Annotated in this window: 18 protein-coding genes; 9 read left to right on the plus strand and 9 right to left on the minus strand. The window is 70.8% G+C overall.

The features are described from left to right. The 3 genes from ON26_RS24490 to ON26_RS24500 all read left to right on the plus strand — a co-directional run. Positions 1 to 544, plus strand: a 544-nt coding sequence (locus ON26_RS24490; RefSeq protein ID WP_040799040.1) for a hypothetical protein, incomplete at its 5' end; no start/stop codon positions are given. Then, a complete protein-coding gene (locus ON26_RS24495; RefSeq protein WP_040799041.1) occupies positions 541 to 1,254 on the plus strand; it encodes an ESX secretion-associated protein EspG in 714 nt (237 codons plus the stop codon). The genes ON26_RS24490 and ON26_RS24495, both read left to right, overlap by 4 nt. 36 nt (positions 1,255 to 1,290) lie before the next feature. After that, positions 1,291 to 2,136, plus strand: a complete 846-nt coding sequence (locus ON26_RS24500; RefSeq protein ID WP_040799043.1) for a PPK2 family polyphosphate kinase — start codon at positions 1,291 to 1,293, stop codon at positions 2,134 to 2,136. A 24-nt stretch (positions 2,137 to 2,160) separates the two neighbouring features. Here ON26_RS24500 and lexA read toward each other — a convergent pair whose 3' ends face one another. Then, the gene (lexA, locus tag ON26_RS24505; protein ID WP_040799062.1) at positions 2,161 to 2,811 is read right to left on the minus strand and encodes a transcriptional repressor LexA; all 651 of its coding nucleotides are present in this window, start codon (positions 2,809 to 2,811) and stop codon (positions 2,161 to 2,163) included. A gap of 264 nt (positions 2,812 to 3,075) precedes the next feature. Between lexA and ON26_RS24510 the strand changes: the two genes are divergently transcribed. Beyond that, positions 3,076 to 3,825 (plus strand): DsbA family protein, encoded by a 750-nt coding sequence (locus ON26_RS24510; RefSeq protein WP_040799044.1) that lies wholly within the window; start codon positions 3,076 to 3,078, stop codon positions 3,823 to 3,825. After that, positions 3,822 to 4,388, plus strand: a complete 567-nt coding sequence (locus ON26_RS24515) for a vitamin K epoxide reductase family protein (protein WP_040799045.1) — start codon at positions 3,822 to 3,824, stop codon at positions 4,386 to 4,388. Before ON26_RS24510 ends, ON26_RS24515 begins: the two co-directional genes overlap by 4 nt. Positions 4,389 to 4,409: 21 nt before the next feature. Here the strand turns inward: ON26_RS24515 and ON26_RS24520 are convergent, their stop codons facing one another. Next, positions 4,410 to 5,564: a S1C family serine protease gene (locus ON26_RS24520; RefSeq protein WP_040799046.1), complete on the minus strand. Its 1,155-nt coding sequence runs from the start codon at positions 5,562 to 5,564 to the stop codon at positions 4,410 to 4,412. Between the two features lie 106 nt (positions 5,565 to 5,670). On the opposite strand from ON26_RS24520, the gene ON26_RS24525 reads away from it, so the two are divergent. Continuing rightward, complete coding sequence (locus ON26_RS24525) at positions 5,671 to 6,726, plus strand: NAD(P)-dependent alcohol dehydrogenase (protein ID WP_040799048.1); 1,056 nt, start codon at positions 5,671 to 5,673, stop codon at positions 6,724 to 6,726. Positions 6,727 to 6,893: 167 nt separating this feature from the next. Further along, the gene (locus ON26_RS24530; protein WP_083884330.1) at positions 6,894 to 8,207 is read left to right on the plus strand and encodes an AI-2E family transporter; all 1,314 of its coding nucleotides are present in this window, start codon (positions 6,894 to 6,896) and stop codon (positions 8,205 to 8,207) included. A gap of 145 nt (positions 8,208 to 8,352) precedes the next feature. Here ON26_RS24530 and metE read toward each other — a convergent pair whose 3' ends face one another. The 3 genes from metE to aceA all read right to left on the minus strand — a co-directional run bounded on the left by metE (position 8,353) and on the right by aceA (position 13,255). Continuing rightward, the gene (gene metE / locus ON26_RS24535; protein WP_040799049.1) at positions 8,353 to 10,662 is read right to left on the minus strand and encodes a 5-methyltetrahydropteroyltriglutamate--homocysteine S-methyltransferase; all 2,310 of its coding nucleotides are present in this window, start codon (positions 10,660 to 10,662) and stop codon (positions 8,353 to 8,355) included. A 222-nt stretch (positions 10,663 to 10,884) separates the two neighbouring features. Further along, complete coding sequence (locus ON26_RS24540) at positions 10,885 to 11,757, minus strand: 3-hydroxybutyryl-CoA dehydrogenase (protein WP_040799050.1); 873 nt, start codon at positions 11,755 to 11,757, stop codon at positions 10,885 to 10,887. A 208-nt stretch (positions 11,758 to 11,965) separates the two neighbouring features. Further along, a complete protein-coding gene (gene aceA, locus ON26_RS24545) occupies positions 11,966 to 13,255 on the minus strand; it encodes an isocitrate lyase (protein ID WP_040799052.1) in 1,290 nt (429 codons plus the stop codon). A gap of 478 nt (positions 13,256 to 13,733) precedes the next feature. Between aceA and ON26_RS24550 the strand changes: the two genes are divergently transcribed. Further along, complete coding sequence (locus ON26_RS24550) at positions 13,734 to 14,873, plus strand: alpha/beta hydrolase family protein (protein ID WP_040799054.1); 1,140 nt, start codon at positions 13,734 to 13,736, stop codon at positions 14,871 to 14,873. Positions 14,874 to 15,011: 138 nt separating this feature from the next. Here the strand turns inward: ON26_RS24550 and ON26_RS24555 are convergent, their stop codons facing one another. The 4 genes from ON26_RS24555 to ON26_RS24570 all read right to left on the minus strand — a co-directional run bounded on the left by ON26_RS24555 (position 15,012) and on the right by ON26_RS24570 (position 20,664). Beyond that, on the minus strand, positions 15,012 to 16,250 hold the full coding sequence (locus ON26_RS24555) for a DUF6986 family protein (protein WP_040799056.1): 1,239 nt from the start codon (positions 16,248 to 16,250) through the stop codon (positions 15,012 to 15,014). Then, on the minus strand, positions 16,247 to 19,024 hold the full coding sequence (locus ON26_RS24560; protein WP_040799057.1) for a molybdopterin-dependent oxidoreductase: 2,778 nt from the start codon (positions 19,022 to 19,024) through the stop codon (positions 16,247 to 16,249). Before ON26_RS24560 ends, ON26_RS24555 begins: the two co-directional genes overlap by 4 nt. Further along, positions 19,021 to 19,875 carry an FAD binding domain-containing protein gene (locus ON26_RS24565; protein ID WP_040799065.1) on the minus strand — a complete coding sequence of 285 codons (855 nt, stop codon included), beginning with the start codon at positions 19,873 to 19,875 and terminating at the stop codon, positions 19,021 to 19,023. Before ON26_RS24565 ends, ON26_RS24560 begins: the two co-directional genes overlap by 4 nt. Positions 19,876 to 20,088: 213 nt before the next feature. Continuing rightward, a complete protein-coding gene (locus ON26_RS24570; protein WP_040799059.1) occupies positions 20,089 to 20,664 on the minus strand; it encodes a TetR/AcrR family transcriptional regulator in 576 nt (191 codons plus the stop codon). A 125-nt stretch (positions 20,665 to 20,789) separates the two neighbouring features. On the opposite strand from ON26_RS24570, the gene ON26_RS24575 reads away from it, so the two are divergent. Beyond that, positions 20,790 to 21,755 (plus strand): quinone oxidoreductase family protein, encoded by a 966-nt coding sequence (locus tag ON26_RS24575; RefSeq protein WP_040799060.1) that lies wholly within the window; start codon positions 20,790 to 20,792, stop codon positions 21,753 to 21,755. Positions 21,756 to 21,856 lie beyond the last annotated feature (101 nt).

Genomic DNA, 21,856 nt, shown 5'->3' on the forward strand with positions numbered 1-21,856 from the left:
CGCGCCGAATCGCGAGCGGTTCGCTGCCTACACCCACGCCGAGATCTGGGAACAGGTGCGCGAAGCACTCGACCCGGCCGCGCTCGGCGCGACCGCCGAGGCCTGGCGCACCGGCGCCGACACCCTCGCCGAGGCGTTCCAGACCTTCGCCGACGCCACCGCGCGCGAATTCGCCCGCTGGTCGGGCACTTCCGCCGAGGCCGCGAACCAGGCGACCCGCTCGTTCGTGACGCTGGGCATCCAGGCGCACGAGGTGTGCCGCACGGTGCAGCGGCTGATCGAACTCGATCGCGATGTGGCACAGACCGTCCGGGCCGCCATCCCGCCGCCCGCGCGCTATGTCCCGCTGGCCGATCCGGTGGCCGAAGCGGTGCTGGGCGGGCGGCGGCGGATGGAGCACGAGCGCGCGGCCGCCGAGATCGAAGCGGACGTGCGCGACACCATGACCTACGTCTACTCGCCCGTCATGCCCGCCACCGGCGACCGGGTACCCCGGTTCGGGCCACCCGAGCCGAGCCCGGCGGGTGGGAGCGCCGCACGGTGAGATGGGTCCTCACCCCGGACGAGTTCACCCATGTCTGGGAAAGCGAAACGAACCTGGACCGCAGGCCGTATCCGGTGAACATGATGCCCGCCTCGCTGGTGCGCACCGAGGCCGAGCACGCGGCGCTGCGGCTGCCACAGCGTTTCGCCCGCCAGGCCGATCCCGACCTCGCCGCCGCTCTCATGCTGTGCGCCCGCACCGACGCCACCACCATCACCGTCTCGGGCGAACGCCATATCCCCGGCCGCAACGGCAGCGGTGCGGACCGGGTGCTGATCTTCGCCGCCGTCGTCCACCAGCACGCGGGCATCCTGATCGCGGGCCGGGAGAAGATGACGGTGCTGATGTGCCACGCCCGCACTCTGGGCGCGCGCCTGGTGCAGGCGATCGGCTCGGCGCCGCCGGGCCGGCTCGGCACCCTGCGCGAACCGCAGGACCGGGTGCTCGGCGAGCTGACCGGAGGCGCGGCGCCCGGCGACGGCCCGGAACGGTTCCGCAACACCCTGCGCAAGCCGCTGGACGGGCGCGGTTTCCTCACCGTCACCGTCGATCCGGAGAATCCGATGTCGCCGCCGACCCGGCACCGCAGCTGGCTGGATGTCTCCGGCGACGGCCGTTACCTGCTCACCACCTCCCACGACCTGATCCTCACCCCGGTCTCCGACGAGGATTTCGCCCAGCATCTGCTGCGGCTCGCGCAGATCCGCTGACCGGCGACCGCCCGGCCGCTGTGGTAACTGTGGACGATGCCGAACAACTGGTCGGGGGATATCACCGAACTGCTGCGCGCCGACGGCCTGCGGGTCGCCGATCTGGACACCTCCGCCACCCCCGGCTTCGACGGGAGCAAGACCGAGGGGCAGGCGTTGCTGGCCGAACGCTCGGTCGTGCTGTCGCAGCTGCAGGAGAAGCTCTACGCCAACGGCAGATCCGGCGATCCGCGCAGCGTGCTGCTGGTGTTGCAGGGGATGGACACCGCGGGCAAGGGCGGCATCGTGCGCTCGGTGATCGGCGCGGTGGACCCGCAGGGCGTCGACCACGCGGCCTTCGGCGTGCCGACCCAGGAGGAGCTGCGCCATCACTATCTGTGGCGTATCCGCAAAGCGCTGCCGCGCCCCGGCCAGCTCGGGGTGTTCGACCGCTCACACTACGAGGACGTGCTGGTCGCCCGGGTGCGCCAACTGGTGTCGGTCCAGGAGTGGGAACGCCGCTACGACGAGATCAACCACTTCGAGAGCCAATTGCGCGAGGAGGAGATCACCCTGGTGAAGGTGGCCATGTTCGTCTCGCTCGACGAACAGAAGCGCCGCCTGCGCGAGCGCCTGGAGCGTCCCGACAAGTACTGGAAGTTCAACCCCGCCGACATCGACGAGCGCGCCTACTGGCCCGAGTACCGCGAGGCCTACCAGGCGATGCTGGAGCGCACCAGCACCGCGAACGCTCCGTGGTACGTCATCCCCGCCGACCGCAAGTGGTATTCCCGGCTCGCGGTCAACGAACTGCTCATCCACGCCCTGACGGGCCTGGATCTCGAGTGGCCCGCCGCCCGGTTCGACGTGGAAGCCGAGAAGCGCCGCCTCGACGCCTCCTGACAGCTGTCCCGTCCCGGCCGCCGCCTAGACCCGGCGCATGACCGAGACGACCTTGCCGAGGATGACCGCCTCGTCGCCGTCGATCACCTCGTAGGCCGGATTGCGCGGCTCCAGCAGCACATGCCCGCCCCGGCGGCGCAGCACCTTCACGGTGGCCTCGTCGCCGATCATGGCCGCGACGATGTCCCCGGACTGCGCCTCCCGCTGGCTGCGCACCACGACCGTGTCGCCGTCGCAGATCGCCGCGTCGATCATCGAGTCGCCGCGCACCCGCAGCGCGAAAACGGTGCCGCGGCCGACCAGTTCGCGCGGCAGGGTCAGGGTGTCGTCGCAGTGTTCCTCGGCGAGGATCGGCGCGCCCGCGGCGATATCGCCGACCACCGGCACGGTGACCGTGTTCTCGCCGCCCGCCGCCGCGGACTCCGCGCGCAGGAACAGCCGCACGTCGATGGGTCGCGCGACCGCCGTCCCGCGCCGCAGGAACCCGCGCTCCTCGAGCGCGCGCAGGTGCCGGGCGACCGCCGAGGGCGAGCGCAGCCCGACGGCTTCGCCGATCTGCCTGGTGCCGGGCGCGTACCCGTGCTCGACCACCCAGTCCCGGATCACTTCCAGGATGCGGCGCTGCCGCGGCGGCAGGGTCGAGGTGTCCGGATGCTCGAAGTCGTAGTCGGTCACCGGGGAATGGTAGGCCGCGCCGCGCCGCGCACAGCCCCCGGTCACGGCACAGCCCCCGGTCGCAGCACAGTCCTCGGTCACGCTCGCGGCGGACCTAGGACACGCACGCCGCGGACGTTGGCCACCGACCCGCGCCCCGTTTCGCCTTCTCTCAGGTTCACCGGCCATGATGGGCCGTGCCCGACCGCCCGGCGGCGCGCACGCCACTAGCATCGTCGGAGCAGGCCCCATCGTCAGGCTAGCGAAAGGCGTGGTGAACGCACGGTGAGCAACAATCCGGGACGGCGCAACATCTTGGCGGAGGCCGAGCGCGCCGACCGCAAGCGCAAAATCGCCATCCAGGCGGGTGTGGCCGTGGTGCTGATCGCCCTCATCGCGGCCATCGGCATCGGCATCGCCCTGCGCGGCGACGACGGTCCGGCCGCCACCCCGACCATCCCAGCTCCGTCCGCGCCGGTCGCGGGCGCGGTCACCGGCTCGATCACCGACAGCGGCGCGATCCGGGTGGGCAAGCCCGATGCCCGCGTCACCGTCCGGGTGGTCGCCGACCTGCAGTGCCCGGCCTGCAAGGCCTTCGAGAGCGGCTACGGCAAGGTCCTCGAGGACTCGGTGAACAGCGGCGTCGCGGCCGTCGAGTACAACGTCATCTCGTTCCTCGACCGCGCTTCCACCAACGAGTACTCGAGCCGCGCGGCCAATGCCGCCTACTGTGTCGCCGAACAGGATCCGGCGAAGTTCCAGGGCTGGCTGGAGCGCATGTACGCCCAGCAGCCCGCCGAGGGCGGCCCCGGGCACACCGACGAGCAGCTCGTCGCGATCGCGGTGGACTCCGGCTACAGCGACGCCGTCGCGGGCTGCATCCAGGACCGCACCTACGCGCAGTTCGTGGCCGACAAGACCCAGGCCGTGTTCGGCGAGGGCGTCAACTCCACCCCGACGGTCTTCGTCGACGGTGCGAAGGTCGCGCCCACCGAGCTCGAGCAGGCCATCGCCCGGGCGGCTGCCGGACAGTGATCGCCGCACCGCCTCGTTCCGCCTGGCCGATCCTGCTGTTGGGCCTGGCGGGCTGGATCGCCTCGGTGACCCTCACCGTCGAACGCTTCAAGATCTTCGTCGACCCCGCCTACGTCCCCTCCTGCAGCCTGAATCCGGTGCTGTCCTGCGGGTCGGTGATGACCACCCATCAGGCCGCGATCTTCGGCTTCCCCAACCCGCTGATGGGCATCGTCGGCTTCTCCGTGGTGGTCACCCTCGGCGTGCTGGCGGTCGCCCATGTCGGAATGCCCCGGTGGATCTGGGGCGGGCTGTGGCTGGGCATGCTGCTCGGCATCGTCTTCGTCTGCTGGCTGATCTTCCAGAGCCTCTACCGCATCGGCGCGCTGTGCCCGTATTGCATGGTGGTGTGGGCAGCCGTGCCGCCGCTGCTCGCGCTGCTCACCGACCTGCTGTGGGGCCGGGCGAGCGGCCCGCTCGGAATCGTGGCCGAGTGGCGCTGGACCATCGTCGCGGTGTTCTACGCGGTGGTGCTGCTGCTGGTCTTCCTGCGCTTCCAGGACTACTGGCTCAGCCTGGGCTGAGCGCGGCAGGTGCGGGGCGGGTCAGTTCGGTGTGCCGAGCGCGAGTTCGACGCTGACGACCCGCTCCACCCCGTTCGCGCCGACCACGCCGATGCGCACCGTCTCCCGCGGTCGCCGCTTGTCGATGGCGTTGCGCAGCGCACGCGAGCTGCCGATGGCCCGTCCGTCGAGCGAGACGATGGTCTCCCCGTCCCTGATCCCCGCGCCGTAGGCGGGCAGCCCGTAGAGCGCGACGTCGACCCGGGCGCCGCTGGGTCGCGCGTCGGAGATGAGCACCCCGAGGGTGGCGGTCTGGCCGATGTGCACGCTGTCGCTGGGAATGCCCGACCGGATCTGCTCGACCACCTTCATGGCGGTGTCGATCGGCACCGCGTAACCGCCCGCCCGCGCCGGTTCGGACCGCTCGCGCGGCGGCGAGGCGCCGGGGCGCTGCGACTCGGTGCTCGTCGGCGCTGCGGGCTCGGGCTCCGGCTCGGTCTGCCCGGCGGAGGCGGTCACCACGCCGACCACCGTCGCCTGCCAGTCGGCCAGCGCGCCGCCGGACTGACCGGGACTCACCGGCGCCTCGATCTCGACCATGCCGCGCAGGGCCTTACGCGAGAAGTCGGCCGCGTTGAGCGCCACGATCGTGCTGTTGAGGGCGGTGATCCGGCCCGGCGTCGCGGTCGGCGTGCCGCCCGTGCCGCCGGCGTTGCCCAGCGCGAGCACCTCGTCGCGCACCCGCAGGCCGGCGGACGCGCCCACCCGCGCGATCGGCAGTTTCTCGGCGCCGATCAGCGAGAGCAGGGCGATGTCGGCCGTCGAGTCGTAACCGAGCACGGTCGCCTCGAACTTCTCGCCGGTCGCGACCGAGACGACGCTGACCTCTTCGGCCCCTTTGATCACGTGATGGCTGGTCAGTACCTGCCCGTCGGCGGTGAGCACGATGCCCGAACCCGCGGAGCCCTGCCCGAAGGCCCGGGTGCGGGTGGTGATGTGGACCATCGCCGGGGTGAGCGCGGCGGCGACGTCGGCCTGGTCCAGCGGCGGGGTCGGCGGCCTGGTGAGCGTCGCGGTCGTGGTGTCGGAACCCTGGAACGGCCACCCGCCTCCGAATCCGAGGAACCCGGCCACCACCAGCGCGACGATCACGAGCACGGCGGTGGTACCGCCGCCACCCCGCCGATCCTCGCGCATGCGCCCTCCGCCTCACCCGGTCCGGCGACCGGAATTGCTCCCATTGTTGCCGCATACGCCGCCGACCGGTTGCCATTCCGGCGCATGCGCCGGTAGTGATGTACGCATGAGCACCGCTGTCGCCGCCTACGCCCTGTCCTCGCCGGAGGGGTCGTTCCAGAAGATCACCGTCGAACGCCGCGAACCCGGCGCACACGACGTGCTCATCGACGTGAAGTACGCCGGCATCTGCCATTCCGACATCCACACCGCCCGCAACGAATGGGGCAGCGCCCGCTATCCGTGCGTCCCGGGTCACGAGATCGCGGGCATCGTCGCCGCCGTCGGCAGCGCGGTCACCCGGTTCCGCGCGGGCGACCGGGTCGGCGTCGGCTGCCTGGTCGATTCCTGTGGCAAGTGCGAGAACTGCCTCGCCGACGAGGAGCAGTACTGCCTGCGCGGCTCGGTCCAGACCTACAACCACCCGGTCGAGGAGTCCGTGCAGCCCGGCGGCTACACCCTCGGCGGCTACTCCACGCAGATCGTCGTCACCGAGAATTTCGTGCTCGGCATCCCCGAGGGCATCGGCCTGGATGTGGCCGCCCCGCTGCTGTGCGCGGGCATCACTTTGTTCTCCCCGCTGCGGCACTGGAACGCCGGGCCGGGCAAGCGGGTCGCGATCCTCGGCATGGGCGGTCTCGGCCACATCGGCGTGAAGCTGGCCGCGGCGATGGGTGCGGAGGTGACCGTGCTGAGCCATTCGCTGAGCAAGCAGGAGGACGGCAAGCGGTTCGGCGCGCACCACTACTACGCCACCGGCGACGACCAGACCTTCCGCGAACTGCGCAATCGCTTCGACCTGATCCTCAATACCGTCTCCGCCGACCTGCCCGTCGAGAGGTATCTGCGGCTGTTGCGCCGGGACGGCACCTTCGTCCAGCTCGGCATGCCGGAGAACCCGACCACGCTGCGCAGTTTCCATCTCGCCGCCTTGCGGCGCTCGCTGGCCGGTTCCATGATCGGCGGCATCGCCCAGACCCAGGAGATGCTGGACTTCTGCGCCCAGCACGGCATCGGCGCCGAGATCGAGCTCATCTCCGCCGACGAGATCGACAACGCCTACGACCGGGTCGTCGACAGCGACGTGCGGTACCGCTTCGTCATCGACGCGGCCACGATCTAGCCGGCGGCGACCGCGCTTCAGCGGGCACCGTCGGTCACGAACCAGCGGAAACAGTCACGGTGTGGCGACATGCCGGGCGAACGGCGCGGCTGTCGTGTCCGCGACGTTGTCGCCGCTCGCCCGGCATGTGGTGCGCACCGACCGGCCGGATCGCTACCGTTTGAGCTGTGCCCGACCACGAGACCGACTCGAACGCTTCCGGCGAGAACGATCCCGGCACGACGCCCGCCGATTCCACCACCGCCGATTCCACCACCGCGGACGCCGCCCCCGATGTGTCCGCACCTGCCCGCGCCGCGGCACGCACCGAGGTCGACATCGCGACACCGCCATGGCTGCTGCGCGCCTTCGTGCTGGCCGCCGCCACCATCTGCGCGCTCATGTTCGGGCTGTGGATGCTCGACCGGCTGCAGAGCCTGCTCACCATCCTGCTGATCTCGCTGTTCCTGGCGTTCGCCATCGAACCCGCGGTGAACTGGCTGGCCGCCCGCGGCATGCGCCGCGGCCTGGCCACCGGCCTGGTGTTCCTGGGCCTGATCGCGATCATCTCGGCGTTCTTCGGCGCGCTCGGCGCCCTGCTGATCGACCAGGTGACCTCGCTGGTGCAGAACGCGCCGACCAACGCCGTGCAAGTGGTCGACTGGATCAACCGCACCTTCGGCACCCAGCTGTCCGCCGACGACATCCGCCGGCACGCGACCGACTGGAGCGGCCAGCTCGAGGGCTACATCGTCGATTTCGCCGGAAACGCCTGGGGCATCGGCACCGCGGCACTCGGCGTGCTGTTCCAGGGCCTCGGCATCCTGCTGTTCACCTTCTATTTCGCCGCCGACGGCCCCCGCTTCCGCAACGCCGTCTGCTCGCTGCTGCCGCCGCACAAGCAGGTGCATGTGCTGCGCGCCTGGGACATCGCCGTCGAGAAGACCGGCGGCTACATCTATTCCCGCGGCCTGCTCGCCCTCTGCTCGGCCATCGCCCACTACGCCGCCCTGCGGATATTCGACGTCCCGTCGGCCCTGGCGCTGGCCCTGTGGGTCGGCGTCGTCTCCCAGTTCATCCCCACCGTGGGCACCTATCTGGCGGGTGCGGTCCCGGTGATCGTCGCGCTCGTGGACGATCCGCGCGCGGCCCTGTGGATCCTCGGCTTCATCCTGATCTACCAGCAGTTCGAGAACTACGTCCTGCAACCGCGCATCACCGCCACCACGCTGGACATGCACCCGGCCGTAGCCTTCGGCGCCGTCCTGGCCGGCGCGGCACTGCTGGGCGCGACCGGCGCCCTGCTGGCCATCCCGGTCACCGCCACGGTCCAAGCCTTCGCCGGCGCATACATCCGCCGCTACGAAGTCCAGGCCGACGCCCCCGGCGCACCCGCCCCCGGCGGCAAACCCGGCCGCAGGAAACCCTGGACCCGATTCTTCCGCTCGGCGCTGCACATCGCGGACACCTCACCGGCGGATCCCGCCGAGAAGAACGCCTGACCAGGATTCTTTCTCCCGTACGGCGCGGACCGCGAAAGGTCCGTCTGCCGTGCCGACTCGCGGACACCGGTGCTACTTCTCGCCAGGAAAGCAGCACCGGCACACCGCTGTGATGCCTCGGTATCAGCGACGAACCGGTACGCGATTATTCACCGGAAGCGGCGCCGGTCCTGCGCCGGACGCGCCGGGCGGCGGCGACCATATTGCGCAGCGACGGCTCGAGCTGCCAGTAGTGGCGGGTCTTGAGACCGCCGTCGGGGTTGGCCCACAACCGTTCCGGGGTGACCGCTTCGGCGGCGGCCGACAGCAGTTCGTCGAGTTCGTCGATGTCGGGGATGCGGGCCGAACGGCTCTCGTAGACGCCGGGGCCGACGCCGTGGCTGAGGCCGTGACCGCCCGCGGCGTCCTCCTTGAGCGCTTTCAGCACCCACTCGGTGGAGCGGGTGGCCACGATCGCGGTGACATCGGCGTCGAGTTCCTCGATGGCGTCGACGATCTCGGTGCGGCCGGAGTAGCCGATGTGGGTGTGGATCTGGGTGTCGGCCCGCACGCCGGAGGTCGCCAGGCGGAACGCCCCGACGGCCCAGCGCAGGTATTCGGCGCGGCCGCGGTTGTGCAGCGGCAGCATCTCGCGGATGGCGGGCTCGTCGACCTGGATGATGGCGATGCCCGCCTTCTCCAGATCGGCGACCTCGTCGCGGATGGCCAGCGCCACCTGGTCGGCGGTCTCGTAGAGCGGCTGGTCCTGGCGCACGAACGAGCGCGCGATCATGGTGACCGGGCCGGTGACCATACCCTTGACCGGCTTGTCGGTCAGCGACTGGGCGTAGCGGGTCCATTCCACCGACATCGGCGCCGGGCGCGAGACGTCGCCGTAGATGATCGGCGGGCGCACGCAGCGCGAGCCGTAGACCTGCACCCAGCCGAAGCGGGTGGTGGCGAAGCCGTCCAGCAGTTCGGCGAAGAACTGGATCATGTCGTTGCGCTCGTGCTCACCGTGCACGAGCACGTCCAGGCCGATGTCCTCCTGCAGCCGGATGGTCGCCTCGATCTCGGCCTCGACGCGCTTGCGATACTCCTCGTAGGACAGCTTGCCCTCGGCGAGTTCGTGGCGGGCCTGGCGCAGGGCGTCGGACTGCGGGAACGAACCCAGTGTGGTGGCCGGGACGACGGGCAGGTTCAGTCTGGCCTGCTGGGCGGCGCGACGCTCCTCGTACGGCTCGCGCGCCCGCATGTCGGGGGTGACGGCGTAGACGCGCTGGCGCACGGCGTGCTTCTGCTTGAAGTGCACCTCGCGCGGACGCTTGCGCCACTTGTCCGACGGTCCCTCGGTGAGCGCCTTGGCCAGCGAGACGACCTCGCCGACCTTCTGCTTGGCGAAGGCCAGCCGGTCGGCCACGTGCCCGTCGATGTCGTATTCGACGAGCAGGTCGTAGGGCACGTGCAGCAGGGTGCTGCCGGTGGAGACCACCAGATCCGGGCAGACCTTCGCCAGCGCGTTGAGGTATTCCAGGGTCACGTAGCGGTCGGCGCGCCAGACGTTGCGGCCGCTGATGACGCCGGCGTAGAGCCGCTTGCGGCGGATGCCGGGCACCTTCGCCAGCTCGTCGGGATCGAGGCGGTAGGCGGCCAGATCCAGACCGATGGCCTCCACGCCGGTGGCCGCCAGGATGTTCAGCGCGGGCCGGAAATCGCCGTACTGGCCGGTGACCAGGATCCGCGGCCGCAGCGGCGCCTTGGACAGCCGCTGGTAGGCCCGCTCGAAGGCGGCGAGCTCGGCCTCGGTGCGCTCGCTGGTGAAGGCGGGCTCGTCGAGCTGCACACAGGTGGCGCCGCGCTTGGCGAGGATCTCGAACAGTTCCTCGTAGTAGGGCAGCAGCTTGTCGAGCAGGGTGAGGGTGTCGAAGTCGGCCGCACCGGGCTGGGTGCCCGCCTTGGACAGCAGCAGCAGCGAGACCGGGCCGAGGACCACCGGGCGCAGCTCGATGCCGACGGCCATGGCCCGGTCGAACTCGTCGAGCAGGGCCTCGGGATGCAGGGAGAACTCGGTGTCGGCCTCGAGTTCGGGCTGACGGTAGTGGTAGTTGGTGTCGATGAAGCGCACCAGCTCCAGCGGCGGTAGGTCGGGTCGGCCGCGCGCCATCAGGAAGTAGAAGTCCAGCGGATCCATCTCGCCCTGCAGATCCTGGAAGCGCCGCGGGACCGCGCCGAAGAGCAGCGCGTTGTCCAGGATGTGGTCGTAGAAGGAGAAGGTGTTGCCGGGGACCTGGGTCAGGCCGGTCGCGGCCAGCTCGCGGAACTGGGAGTCCTGGATGTCGCGCCCGACCTCGAGCAGCTCCTCGCGGGTGAGCGAGCCGTGCCAGTAGGACTCGAGCGCACGCTTGAGCTCCCGGTGCGGTCCGATCCTGGGGTAGCCCAGAATGCTCGATCCGTAACCCTCGGTGACGTTGACCATGCGCGGGAACTCCCTTTCGATCGGCTGCGCGTACGCCGACCGGCGACGCTCAGCGCTGCGCTCTCGTCCTTGCAGCTTATGTCGGCCGCCGCGGGAAACACCGCGAAGCGCCGGGGCAGGCGGGGCCGGGACCGAAGCCGGCGACGGTCCCGGTGCGCGAGACCCCGCTACCGCGCGCGGCGGTAACGGGGTGCGCCACGAACCCGCGGCAGACCTGGGTTGTTACTTGTTGTTGTACTGGTAGAAGCCCGCACCGGACTTCTTGCCGAGCAGGCCCGCCTCGACCATACGCATGAGCAGCGGCGGGGCCGAGTACAGCGGCTCCTTGAACTCGGCGTACATGGAGTCGGCGATGGACTTCACGGTGTCGAGGCCGACCAGGTCGGTCAGGGCCAGCGGACCCATGGGATGGGCGCAGCCGAGCACCATCGCCTTGTCGACGTCTTCCTTGGTGGCGAACCCGGACTCCACCATGCGGATGGCCGAGAGCAGGTAGGGCACGAGCAGGGCGTTGACGACGAAGCCGGAGCGGTCGGCCGAGCGCACGACCTGCTTGCCCAGCACCTCACTCGCGAAGGCCTCGGCGCGCGCGGACACGGCCTCGCTGGTCTTGAGCGTGGTCACCAGCTCCACCAGCGGCAGCACCGGCACCGGGTTGAAGAAGTGCATGCCGACCACGCGCTCGGGATTGGCGGTGGCGACGGCGATCTTCATGATCGGGATCGAGGAGGTGTTGGAGGCCAGCACGGCGTCGGGATCGGTGACGACCTTGTCGAGCTCGGCGAAGATCGAGGTCTTCACCTCTTCGTTCTCCAGCACGGCTTCGACGACCAGCTGGCGGTCGGCGAAGTCGCCGAGATCGGAGGTGAAGCGCAGCCGCCAGGCGGCCTGTTCACGCTCGCGCTCGGTGATCTTGCCGCTGCTGACGCCGCGATCCAGCGAGCGCAGGATGCGGGCGCGGCCCGCGGCGGCCAGCTCCCTGGTCTGTTCGTAGACGAGCACGTCCACGTGCGCACGGGCGCACACTTCGGCGATTCCGGCGCCCATCTGTCCGGCACCGATGACTCCGACACGCTGAATCTTCTCGCTGCTCACGTCCCGCTCCTGCTGGTCTGGTCTGGCTGGGGTCTGTCTCTGACTGGGCTGATCTGGCTGGTCCCCAAGGTATAGGGATGCCCTCCCTCGCCGGGGCTGTTCGACGAGGGAGGGCAGTACACCCCTACTGGCGTAGAGGACGACTGGTTCGCGGGCGGAACATGGCTGGCTCCGCTACGAAACCCGAGTTGTCACCGGCCGTTTCGGCTCAGTGGAACTGACCCTCTTCGGTGGAGCCCTTCAGCGCGGCCGTCGAGGTGTTCGGGTCGACGGTGGTGGCGATGGTGTCGAAGTAGCCCGCGCCGACCTCGCGCTGGTGCTTGATGGCGGTGAAGCCACGCTCGGCGGCGGCCTTGAACTCGCGCTCCTGCAGGTCGACGAAGGCGGTCATGCCCTCGCGGGCGTAGCCGTGCGCCAGGTCGAACATGCCGTAGTTGAGCGAGTGGAAGCCGGCCAGGGTGATGAACTGGAACTTGAAGCCCATGGCGCCCAGTTCCTTCTGGAACTTCGCGATGGTCGAGTCGTCCAGGTGCGCCTTCCAGTTGAAGGACGGCGAGCAGTTGTAGGCCAGCAGCTGGTCGGGGAACTCGCTGCGGACCGACTCGGCGAACTTCTTGGCGACCTCGAGATCCGGCACGCCGGTCTCCATCCAGATGAGGTCGGCGTAGGGCGCGTAGGCCTTGGCACGGGCGATGCAGGGCTCGATGCCGTTCTTCACGCCGTAGAAGCCCTCGGCGGTGCGGGTGCCGTCCAGGAACTCGCGGTCACGCTCGTCGACATCGGAGGTCAGCAGGGTGGCGGCCTCGGCATCGGTGCGGGCGATGACGACGGTCGGCACGTCGGCGACGTCGGCGGCCAGACGCGCGGAGGTCAGGGTGCGGATGTGCTGCTGGGTGGGGATGAGCACCTTGCCACCGAGGTGGCCACACTTCTTCTCCGAGGCCAGCTGGTCTTCCCAGTGCGAACCGGCGACACCGGCGGCGATCATGGCCTTCTGCAGCTCGTAGACGTTCAGCGCGCCACCGAAGCCGGCTTCGCCGTCGGCCACGATCGGGGCCAGCCAGTTCTCGACCGAGGTGTCGCCCTCGACCTTGGCGATCTCGTCGGCGCGCAGCAGCGCGTTGTTGATGCGACGCACGACCTGCGGGACCGAGTTGGCCGGGTACAGGCTCTGGTCGGGGTAGGTGTGACCGGACAGGTTCGCGTCACCGGCGACCTGCCAGCCCGACAGGTAGATGGCCTTCAGGCCGGCGCGGACCTGCTGCACGGCCTGGTTGCCGGTGAGGGCGCCGAGGGAGTTGATGTAGTCCTCGTTGTTGACCAGGTCCCAGAGGATCTCCGAGCCACGGCGGGCGAGGGTGTGCTCCTCGACGACGCTGCCCTGGAGCTTCACAACCTGCTCGGCGGTGTAGTTGCGGGTGACGCCCTTCCAGCGGGGGTTGGTGTCCCAATCCTTCTGGATTTCCTCGGCGGTCTTCGGGGTGCCGGTGGTCGACATTCCTGACTCCACTTCCTTCGGTAGGTCGGTAGGTCGGCCGCTTCGAGACCGAGCGTGGCGCTCGAACTGCTGGGGCGGCGCTTTGCAGGCTTGCTATGCCTTCGGGGTGTACTCCCAAACGATGGCACACGAAGAAAATGCCGTCTACCTGTTCTTTGTGCGAAATCCAGCTAGCTTTGCATGGCCTCTTGCTAAGTTTGCAAAATTAGCCTGCGAATAGCAGCGGCCCAATCTACCCGCCGGTAGCTCTGACGTGCGGTTTTACCATAACGCTCGTACTGTTTTGCTCGAGCGCGGGGGACCGCCCACGACGCGCCGTGGTCGGGCTTTTGTGAGTCGTTTCACAGAAGCGAGGGGACCATCCTGTGGCCCGCACCACCGATGTGGTCCTACCCGGCGCGAGGGCGGACATGCGCGAGACTGGCCGGGCCGGATCGAGTGGGACCCGATCGAAGAACCGCCGAACAGGAGACATCGGATGCGCAGATTCGTCGCCGCCGCGGCTGTCGCCGCAGGTTGCGCCCTCACCCCAGTGCTCGTGGCAGCCCCGGCGCAGGCAGCGCCGACGCCGGGCGTGGTGGAGTCGGTGCAACCGCTGGCCCCGGTCGCGACGCCGCCCGCGGCCGGCTCGGGCGCGCGCATCCGGTACGGCTCGACGACCGTCGGCGACGCGCCGACCACCGCGAGCGCGGCCGTCTACTTCCCGCAGGGCGAGCCGCCGCAGGGCGGCTGGCCGGTGATCGCCTGGGCGCACGGCACCGTGGGCATCGGCGACGACTGCGCCTACAGCATCGCCGGGCCGGGGGCGCGCGAACGCGACTGGGCTTACCTGGGTGCCTGGCTCGACCAGGGCTACGCGGTCGTGGCCGCCGACTACGCCGGGCTCGGCACGCCGGGCGAGCACCCCTACCTCGACGGCATGGTGGAGGCGCACAACATCGTCGACGCGGTGCGCGCGGCCACCGCCGAGTACCCGAGCCTGTCGCGCGAATGGGTGGTGGTCGGGCAGTCCCAGGGCGGTGCGGCGGCCGTGTTCACCGCCCGCTACGCCACCGAACTCGGCGGCCCGGATCTCGACTACCGGGGCGCGGTCGGCACCGGCGTGCCCGCCTACATCGAGGACATCCTGCAGTTCCTCGGACCCGGCGTGCCGCCGATCGAGCTCGGCCCGCACACCAGCGCCTACGTGCTGTACCTGCTCGCCGGCCTGCAGACCGCCCATCCCGAACTGGGCATCGGCTCGCTGCTCACCGACGCGGGCCGCGACTGGGTCGAGCGCGGCCGCACCGCCTGCCTCGAGGACTTCGGCAAGGAACTGACCGCGAACGACGTCGTGCTCGGCGCACTGTTCGCCCGCCCGCTGAACTCCCTGCCCGACGCGCACGGCCTGCTCGCCGGCTATCTCGGCCTACCCGAATCCGGCTACGACCGCCCGCTGTTCCTCGGCCAGGGCCTGCGCGACACCGACGTGCTCACCCCGCAGACCCTGCGTTTCGCCGCGACCCTGATGGCGCGCGGCGAGCCGGTGACCCTGAAGGTCTACAACGAGGACCACAGCGGCGCGGTCAACGCCTCGCTCGTCGACTCGATCCCGTTCGTGCGCGCCCTCTTCGACTGAGGACGCCGCCGGTACGGAAACCGGCGCGGCCCGGCGACCGACCGGCGAGGGTGGTCTTTCCCGAACCCGCGCCCCCGGCCACGAGCACCCGGTGCGGGCGAGCGGGCAGCGGGTCGGTGTACGAGAGCACCCGCGGAGCTAGAGATCGGGCAACGGCTGCCGCAGCGCGAGCGCCCGCACCAGGTCGAATCCGAGGCCGGGCGCGTCGGCGCGCAACCGCTCCTCGTGGTACGCGCCGCACTGCACCGCGCGCAGCACGGTCGAGGCCAGCGCCTGCGCGGTGGCGGGCTCGTCGACCACGTCCGCGCCGGATTCACCGCGCTCACCGAGATAGGCGCCCAGCCGGGGCACGGCGACCGCGACCGCGGACCGGAAGAAGTCGTAGGTGGCCGCCCAGCGGGTGATCAGGTGGCCGGGGTGCATATCCCAGCCCTGGTAGTAGCCGCGCCGCAGCGACCGGGTGACCAGCCGGTGGTGTTCGCGCAGGGCCGCGGGCGGGTCGCCCCCGGGCACGATCTGGGTCGAGCCGTCGCACACCCATACCCCGGTCTGCGCCGCCGCCACCTGCATGACCGCCTTGGCGTAGTCGGCGGCGGGATGATCGAGCGCCTGGTGCGGCGCGGCGACGCCGCAGTCTGCGGTGTAGTCGTAGGTGCCGAAATGCAATGCGTCGCAACGGCCTTCGGCGAGGGTGAGCATCCGCGCGACCGGCACGTTGCCGTCCGGGCCGATGATCGCCTGCGGGCTCTCGATCTGCAGTTCGAAACGCAGCGACCCGGCCGCCAATCCGCTGCCCCGCTCCAGCCCCTCGCACAGCGCGACCAGAGCCGACACCTGTTCGGCCGCACGTAATTTCGGCACGGTCACCACGAAGCCCTCGGGCACGCCCCCGGCACCGTCGAGGACGAGTTCCACGGTGCGCAGCGCACGTCGTCGTTCCAGCCCGCCGAGCCCCTTGGTCCGGATGCCGAACCGGCGCGGCGCGTGCGCGGCCTCCGCCCAGCCCGCCAGGATCTTGCCCGCGGCCAGCGCCGCGGCGTCCTCCTCGTCGTCCGGGCGCGGACCGTAACCGTCCTCGAAGTCGATGCGCAGGTCCTGGATCGGGTCGGTGCGCAACCGCTCGCGCACGTCCGAAAGCACGCCCGAGGCGTCGAGATCGGCCAGCTCGCCGCGGTGCCGGTCGAGCAGGTCGAGGGCGGTCACACCCCAGGTCACCGGGGTTTCGGCGGTCACCCGGTCGGCGGGCACGTAGGCGGTGTGGATCGGCTGGGCCCGTTCGCCGGGTCCGCGATAGTGGGCGCGCAATCCGGCGTCGACGGCCTCGAGCATGGCCTCGATCCGGGCGCGCACGTTCTCCGGCAACCGCGTCGCGGTCATCGTGACTCTCCTTCTCGCAGGGCGCGCCAGACGCGGTCAGCGGTCATCGGCAGCCGGTACATCCGCACGCCCGTCGCATCCCGGATGGCGTTGGCCAGGGCGGGAGCGACCGGATTGTAGGGGGATTCGCTCATGGATTTGGCGCCGAGCGGGCCGAGTTCATCACTCGTCTCGGCGAATTCCACCTCGGTGACGGGCAGGTCGGCGGCCTGCGGAATGTGATAGTGGCGCAGCGCGTCGGTGGTGACGACGCCTCGATCGCTGCGCATGTCCTCGTACAGCGCGGTGCCGATGGCCTGCGCCGCGCCGCCTTCCACCTGCCCCCGGCACTGCGCGGGATGCAATACCGTGCCCGCGTCGGCGGCCTGGATCGACTGGAGGATGCGCACCTGCCCGGTAGCCGGCTGCACCGCCACCCGGAAAGCCTGCACATTGAAGCTGACCGACCGCGGCGTGCCTGCGTGCGAGGCCCGGGCGAGCAGTTCGCCGTCGGCGGTGAGCTCGGCCGGGGTGACCAGCCGGGCGCCGCAGCGCACCCCGTCGGGACCGAGCACACAATCGCGGGGCGCGCAGCCGGTCAGCTCGGCGGCCCTGGCCAGGATCTGCTCGCGCAACTCGATCGCGGCCAGGTGGGTGGCCTTACCCGCGACCACGATGCCGGTCGAGCCGAACGCGCCGGTGTCGTAGCCGACCAGATCGGTGTCGGCTTGCCTGATGTCGATCAGCTCCGCGGGCACCCCGAGGGCGGTGGCCGCCAGACCGAGATGCACGGTCGTCGTGCCGTTTCCGAATTCCGCTGTGCCGAAACATAATTCGTACCGGCCGTCAGGACGCAGCGCGACCGAGGCATCGGAGTGATGGCCGCGCGGGGGAATGGTCGCGATCATCGCCAGCGCCATCCCCACGCCGACCTGCCAATCCGGTCCGGGCGCGGCCACGCCGTTGCCGCGCCGCAGCGCCGCCCGAGCCTTCGCCAGGCACTGGTCCAGGCCGTAGCTGCCGAACACCAGATCACCCGGCTCGACCTTCGAACCGACGAACGGGTCACCGGGTACCACCACATTGCGGGCGCGGAACTCGAAGGGGTCGATCGCCAGTTCCCTGGCCAGTTCGTCGAGCGCACACTCGATGCCGAAGATGATCTGCCCGAGACCGTATCCGCGGAACGCCCCGGAGGGCACATTGTTGGTGTAGGCCGAGCGGGCGTCCACCCGCTTGTTCGGGCAGCGGTAGACCTCCACCGATTCGCTCACGCCGTGGAACATCACGCCCGGGCTGTGATTGCCGTACGCCCCCGCGTCGGTGAGCACGTCCACCGCGAGCGCGGTCAGCACGCCCTGCGCGTCCGCGGCCGCGGTGACCTCGACCCGCATCGGATGCCTGCTCGTCGCGGAGACGAACTCCGCGGAGCGGGTGAACTCGTAGCGCACCGGCCTACCCGTCCGCAACACCGCGAGCGCGATGAGATCCTCGGCCAGCATCTCCTGCTTGGCCCCGAACCCGCCGCCGACCCGCGCCGCGAACACCCGCACCCGTTCGCGTTCGAGTCCGAAGACTTCGCACAGTTCGGCCCGCACCAGGAACGGCACCTGGGTGCTCGACCGGATCACCAGGCGCCCGTCACCGTCGAGCCAGCCGACGCCGCCGTGGGTTTCCAGATGCACGTGCTGGGCGCGCGGACTGTGCCACACGCCGCGCACCGTTTTGGCCGCGCGCGCCAGACCGTCCGCGATCGAACCGACTTCCCCGTGCGCCTCGGCGACCAGGTTCCGCGCCGGGTCGGCGATCCGCGCCTGCCCGGTCTTCTCGCCGTGCAGCAGCGGCGCCCCCTCGGCCAGCGCGTCCTCGGGCTCGAAAACCGCGGGCAGCAGCTCGTACTCGACCCGGATCGCGCGGCATGCCGCCAGCGCGGCGCCGAGATCGTCGGCGACCACGGCCGCGACCCGCTGGCCCACGAACCGGACCGTGCTGTCCAGCACGTAGGTGTCGTCGGGATCGTCGGAGCGGGCCTCGTGCCTGGCGGTCGAGAAGGCGCGATCCGGCGCGTCGGCGTGGGTGAGCACCGCGTGCACGCCCGGCAGCGCCGCGGCCGCGGCGGTGTCGATCGACACGATGCGCGCGTGCGGGTGCGGGCTGGTCAGCACGGCCAGCTCCAGCGGCGCGGTCGGCGGCGCCTGCTCGGATTCGCCCGCGACGAAATCCATGGTGAACGGTTCGTTGCCGGTCACGATGCGCGGTCCGGCCGGGGCGCGCAGGTCCTCACCCAGGACGGAGCCGATGCCCGCCGCGCCGCGCCGCTGTGCCGAACCGGTGGTTCCGGCGGGCTCGCACGGCCGCGGCGAGCCGAGCGCGGCCAGGATCGGGCGATAGCCCGTGCAACGGCAGAGGTTTCCCTTCAACAGTTCGGGCAGGTCCGCGGCGGGCGGCGCGCCGGCGGCGCCGCAGGACAACCCGGCCGCGGTGACCACCATGCCCGCGGTGCAGAACCCGCATTGGAAGGCCGACTCCGCCAGGAAGCGCTGCTGGATCGGGTGGAGTTGCCCGGGAGTGCCGAGTCCGCTCGCGGTGGTGACGGCCGCGCCGTCGATGCGGTGGGCCGGGATGATGCAGGAGTGCACGGGCAGTCCGTCGAGCATGACGGTGCACGCGCCGCAGTCCCCCGCGTCACAGCCCTTCTTCACGGCGAGCGCGCCGTGTTCGCGCAGCAGCGTGCGCAGGCACTGGCCGGGCCGGGCGTCGGTTTCGACAGTGCGGCCGTCGATTTCGAACTTCATGATCGGCCACCGCGGGTCAGGTCCGCGCACACCTGGAGGGCGAGCAGGCCGGTGACGTGCGCGCGCCATTCCGGATCGCCGTGCGGATCGTCGAACCAGAGTTCCTCGTCGATGCCCGCGACGGCCTCGTCCAGCTCGTCCGGCGCGGGGACACCGTAGAAGTCCAGGACGACAGGCCTGGTCGTCGCCGCCGAGACGGTGAGCGCCACGGCGCCGTCGATGTCGCGGCGGCCCATCACCAGCGCGCCGGAGCGCCCGAGCGGAGCCAGCGCCGCCTTGCGGATCGCGGTGCGCGACATCAGGATCACCGAGTTCACCTTCACCGAGCGCAACACGTCGCCGGGCCCGAGCACGGTGCGGCCGGGACCGATCACGAACTGCCGCAGCGGCATCCGACGTTCCCCACCCGACGCGGGCCAGATCAGGGCTTCGGCGTCCAGGGCCACCAGCGCGGCCAGCACCGCGCCCGCGGGCAGCGCGAGGCAGATGTTCCCGCCGACGGTAGCGCTGCGCCAGATCTTGTGCGAGGCCAGCAGCGCCCGGCAGGACGCGGCGAACAACGCGGTGGCGGGCAGACCGAACCAGCGCGGGGACAGCCCGAGTTCCCGCCCCGGCGTCGCCCCGGCGAACTCCGACAGCGTGCACGTCGCGGCGATCTCCAGCCCGTCGTGCAAGGTCAGCGCGGGCCAGCCCAGCCCGGTGATGTCGACGAGCCGCTCCAGATTCTCCTGCGGCTCGGAATAGAGAAAGGTCCCGCCGGCCAGGATCGCGGTCCCCGGCGCCGACCCCACCTCGGCCAATCGGGCCCGGTCACGGGGTACGACGATCTCCCGGATCGTGTCCAGATCCACCACGCACCTCCCAACTCCCGGACGGCCCACGGTAGGGGCGCGCGATTGCCGCTGTGTTGCGCCACGAGCACGGGCGTGTTGCGGCTGGGTCACCTGGCATCGGCCGGAGCATCCCGGCAGTATCCACCGCCGGGCAACCGATCAGTGATCAACGCGCCCGGCTTGTCGGCGCGCCTCGCGATCGGGAACCGGCAGGCCGGTGGACGCGGCCGATCACGGAGCGCGCAGGACCGAACGCACTACTTCCCGGATCCCCGCGCGCAGACGGTCGACCTCCCCCGCCCTGGCGAGGCGCTGCGCGAGTTCCCCGCCGACCATCGACAGCAGCAGCGCGCCCACGGTATCGGCGTCGACATCGGGCCGGGCCTCGCGCAGGAGTGTGTTGATGTGCTCGGCCCAGAACGCGTGGAATTCGGCGCTGCGGGGATGCGGGGGCATCGCCTGGTAGGCCGCGATCAATTCCACGTCGTCGGTGACCAGAGTCGTCATGGCATCGAAGAAGGCGAGTAGCCGGTCGGTCGCCGCGGCACCCGGCCCCAAGGGCGGCGGGCCGGCGGAGACCGCCGCCATGAGTTCGACCGCACCCTCGGCGATGAGCTCGTAGAGCAGGCCGGCGCGACTGCCGAACCGGTGGAAGATGGTGCCCTTCCCGACACCCGCCGCCGCCGCCACGCGATCCATCGTCACTCCGGCCGCGCCGTGTTCGGCCAGCAGCGCGGCGGTGGCGTCGAGGATGGCTCGACGGTTGCGCGCGGCATCGGCGCGCTCGGTGGGAGGGCGGCCGGTCATCGCACCCACTTCCTCGGCACTCGCCGCTCCCGGCGGCGAACACCGCGATGGTCGTTGACAAGTTGACCGCCGGTCCATATTGTCTGCGAACAATCTGGACCGACAGTCAACTTATGGAGTTCTTTATGCGGGCAATCGTAATGACCGAGACCGGGGCACCCGAGGTCCTGGTGCCGCGCGAGGTCGGCGCACCTCACCCGGGCGACGGGCAGGTCCTCGTCCGAGCCGAGGCGGTGCCGGTGCTGTACCCGGAGACCAAGGTCCGGGCAGGTGCGTTTCCCTTTCCGGCGCCACTGCCCGAGGTCTTCGGCTTCCAGGCGGCGGGCACGGTGGTCGACCTCGGCGCGGGAGTGGATCCCACATTGCTCGGCGCCAGGGTGGTCGCGTCGACCAGCGGCTTCGGCTCCTATGCCGAACTCGTCGCGGCCGAGGCCGATTCGGTGACCGTGATCCCGGACGGGCTCACCACCGAGCACGCCGCCGCGATGCAGATGCCGGGGTCGGTGGCGCTGGCGCTGATGCAGGCCGCGTCGGTCGTCGCGGGCGAGACCATCCTGGTCGAGGCAGCGGCAACCGGTGTCGGCGGCTGCCTCACCCGGCTGGGCGCCGCCGCGGGGGCGCGGGTCGTCGGCACCGCGGGCGGCGAACAGAAGGCGCGGCTCGCACGCGACAACGGTGCGCACGAGGTGATCGACCACAGCGCGCCCGATTGGGCCGACCGCTTGGCCGAAGTCCTGGCCGGCGGCACGGTCGACGTCGTCTTCGACTCCATCGGGGGCGCTTCGCTGACGCCCTTGCTCGACCTGATCACGCCGCTGCGCGGCCGGATCCTCAGCTACGGCTGGTTGGACGGCGCACCCGCGCACCTGAGCGCGACGGAACTGATCCTGCGCGGGCTCACGCTCACCGGCTGCGCGGGCGACGCCTGGCTCGGCGAAGTGGCCCGTCGGCGCCCGGCCGCCCTTGCTGCCACGGCACAGGGCCTGCTGGCGCCGGTGATCGGCGCGGTTCTGCCCCTCTCGGACGCCGCCCGCGCGCACCGGATGCTCGAGGACCGGGTCGCCTTCGGCACCGTGCTGTTGCGCCCCTGACGCGATCGGCGCGCTCCGGCCGATCGCGTCCGTCGCGTTCAGCGGCGCACGGTCGACGGCCCGGTCCGATCCTGCCCGGCCCGACGGCGCGGCAGCAGCAG

The sequence above is a fragment of the Nocardia higoensis NBRC 100133 genome (assembly GCF_000308595.1).
Lineage (GTDB): Bacteria > Actinomycetota > Actinomycetes > Mycobacteriales > Mycobacteriaceae > Nocardia > Nocardia higoensis.

What these genes read in the sequence shown, in the direction of transcription:
- ON26_RS24570 (WP_040799059.1), bottom strand. Translation starts at nt 20,664, where the DNA reads ATGACCGGCCGCCCTCCCACCGAGCGCGCCGATGCCGCGCGCAACCGT.
- metE (WP_040799049.1), bottom strand. Translation starts at nt 10,662, where the DNA reads ATGGTCAACGTCACCGAGGGTTACGGATCGAGCATTCTGGGCTACCCC.
- ON26_RS24560 (WP_040799057.1), bottom strand. Translation starts at nt 19,024, where the DNA reads ATGAAGTTCGAAATCGACGGCCGCACTGTCGAAACCGACGCCCGGCCC.
- ON26_RS24520 (WP_040799046.1), bottom strand. Translation starts at nt 5,564, where the DNA reads ATGCGCGAGGATCGGCGGGGTGGCGGCGGTACCACCGCCGTGCTCGTG.
- ON26_RS24500 (WP_040799043.1), top strand. Translation starts at nt 1,291, where the DNA reads ATGCCGAACAACTGGTCGGGGGATATCACCGAACTGCTGCGCGCCGAC.
- aceA (WP_040799052.1), bottom strand. Translation starts at nt 13,255, where the DNA reads ATGTCGACCACCGGCACCCCGAAGACCGCCGAGGAAATCCAGAAGGAT.
- ON26_RS24525 (WP_040799048.1), top strand. Translation starts at nt 5,671, where the DNA reads ATGAGCACCGCTGTCGCCGCCTACGCCCTGTCCTCGCCGGAGGGGTCG.
- ON26_RS24550 (WP_040799054.1), top strand. Translation starts at nt 13,734, where the DNA reads ATGCGCAGATTCGTCGCCGCCGCGGCTGTCGCCGCAGGTTGCGCCCTC.
- ON26_RS24555 (WP_040799056.1), bottom strand. Translation starts at nt 16,250, where the DNA reads ATGACCGCGACGCGGTTGCCGGAGAACGTGCGCGCCCGGATCGAGGCC.
- ON26_RS24575 (WP_040799060.1), top strand. Translation starts at nt 20,790, where the DNA reads ATGCGGGCAATCGTAATGACCGAGACCGGGGCACCCGAGGTCCTGGTG.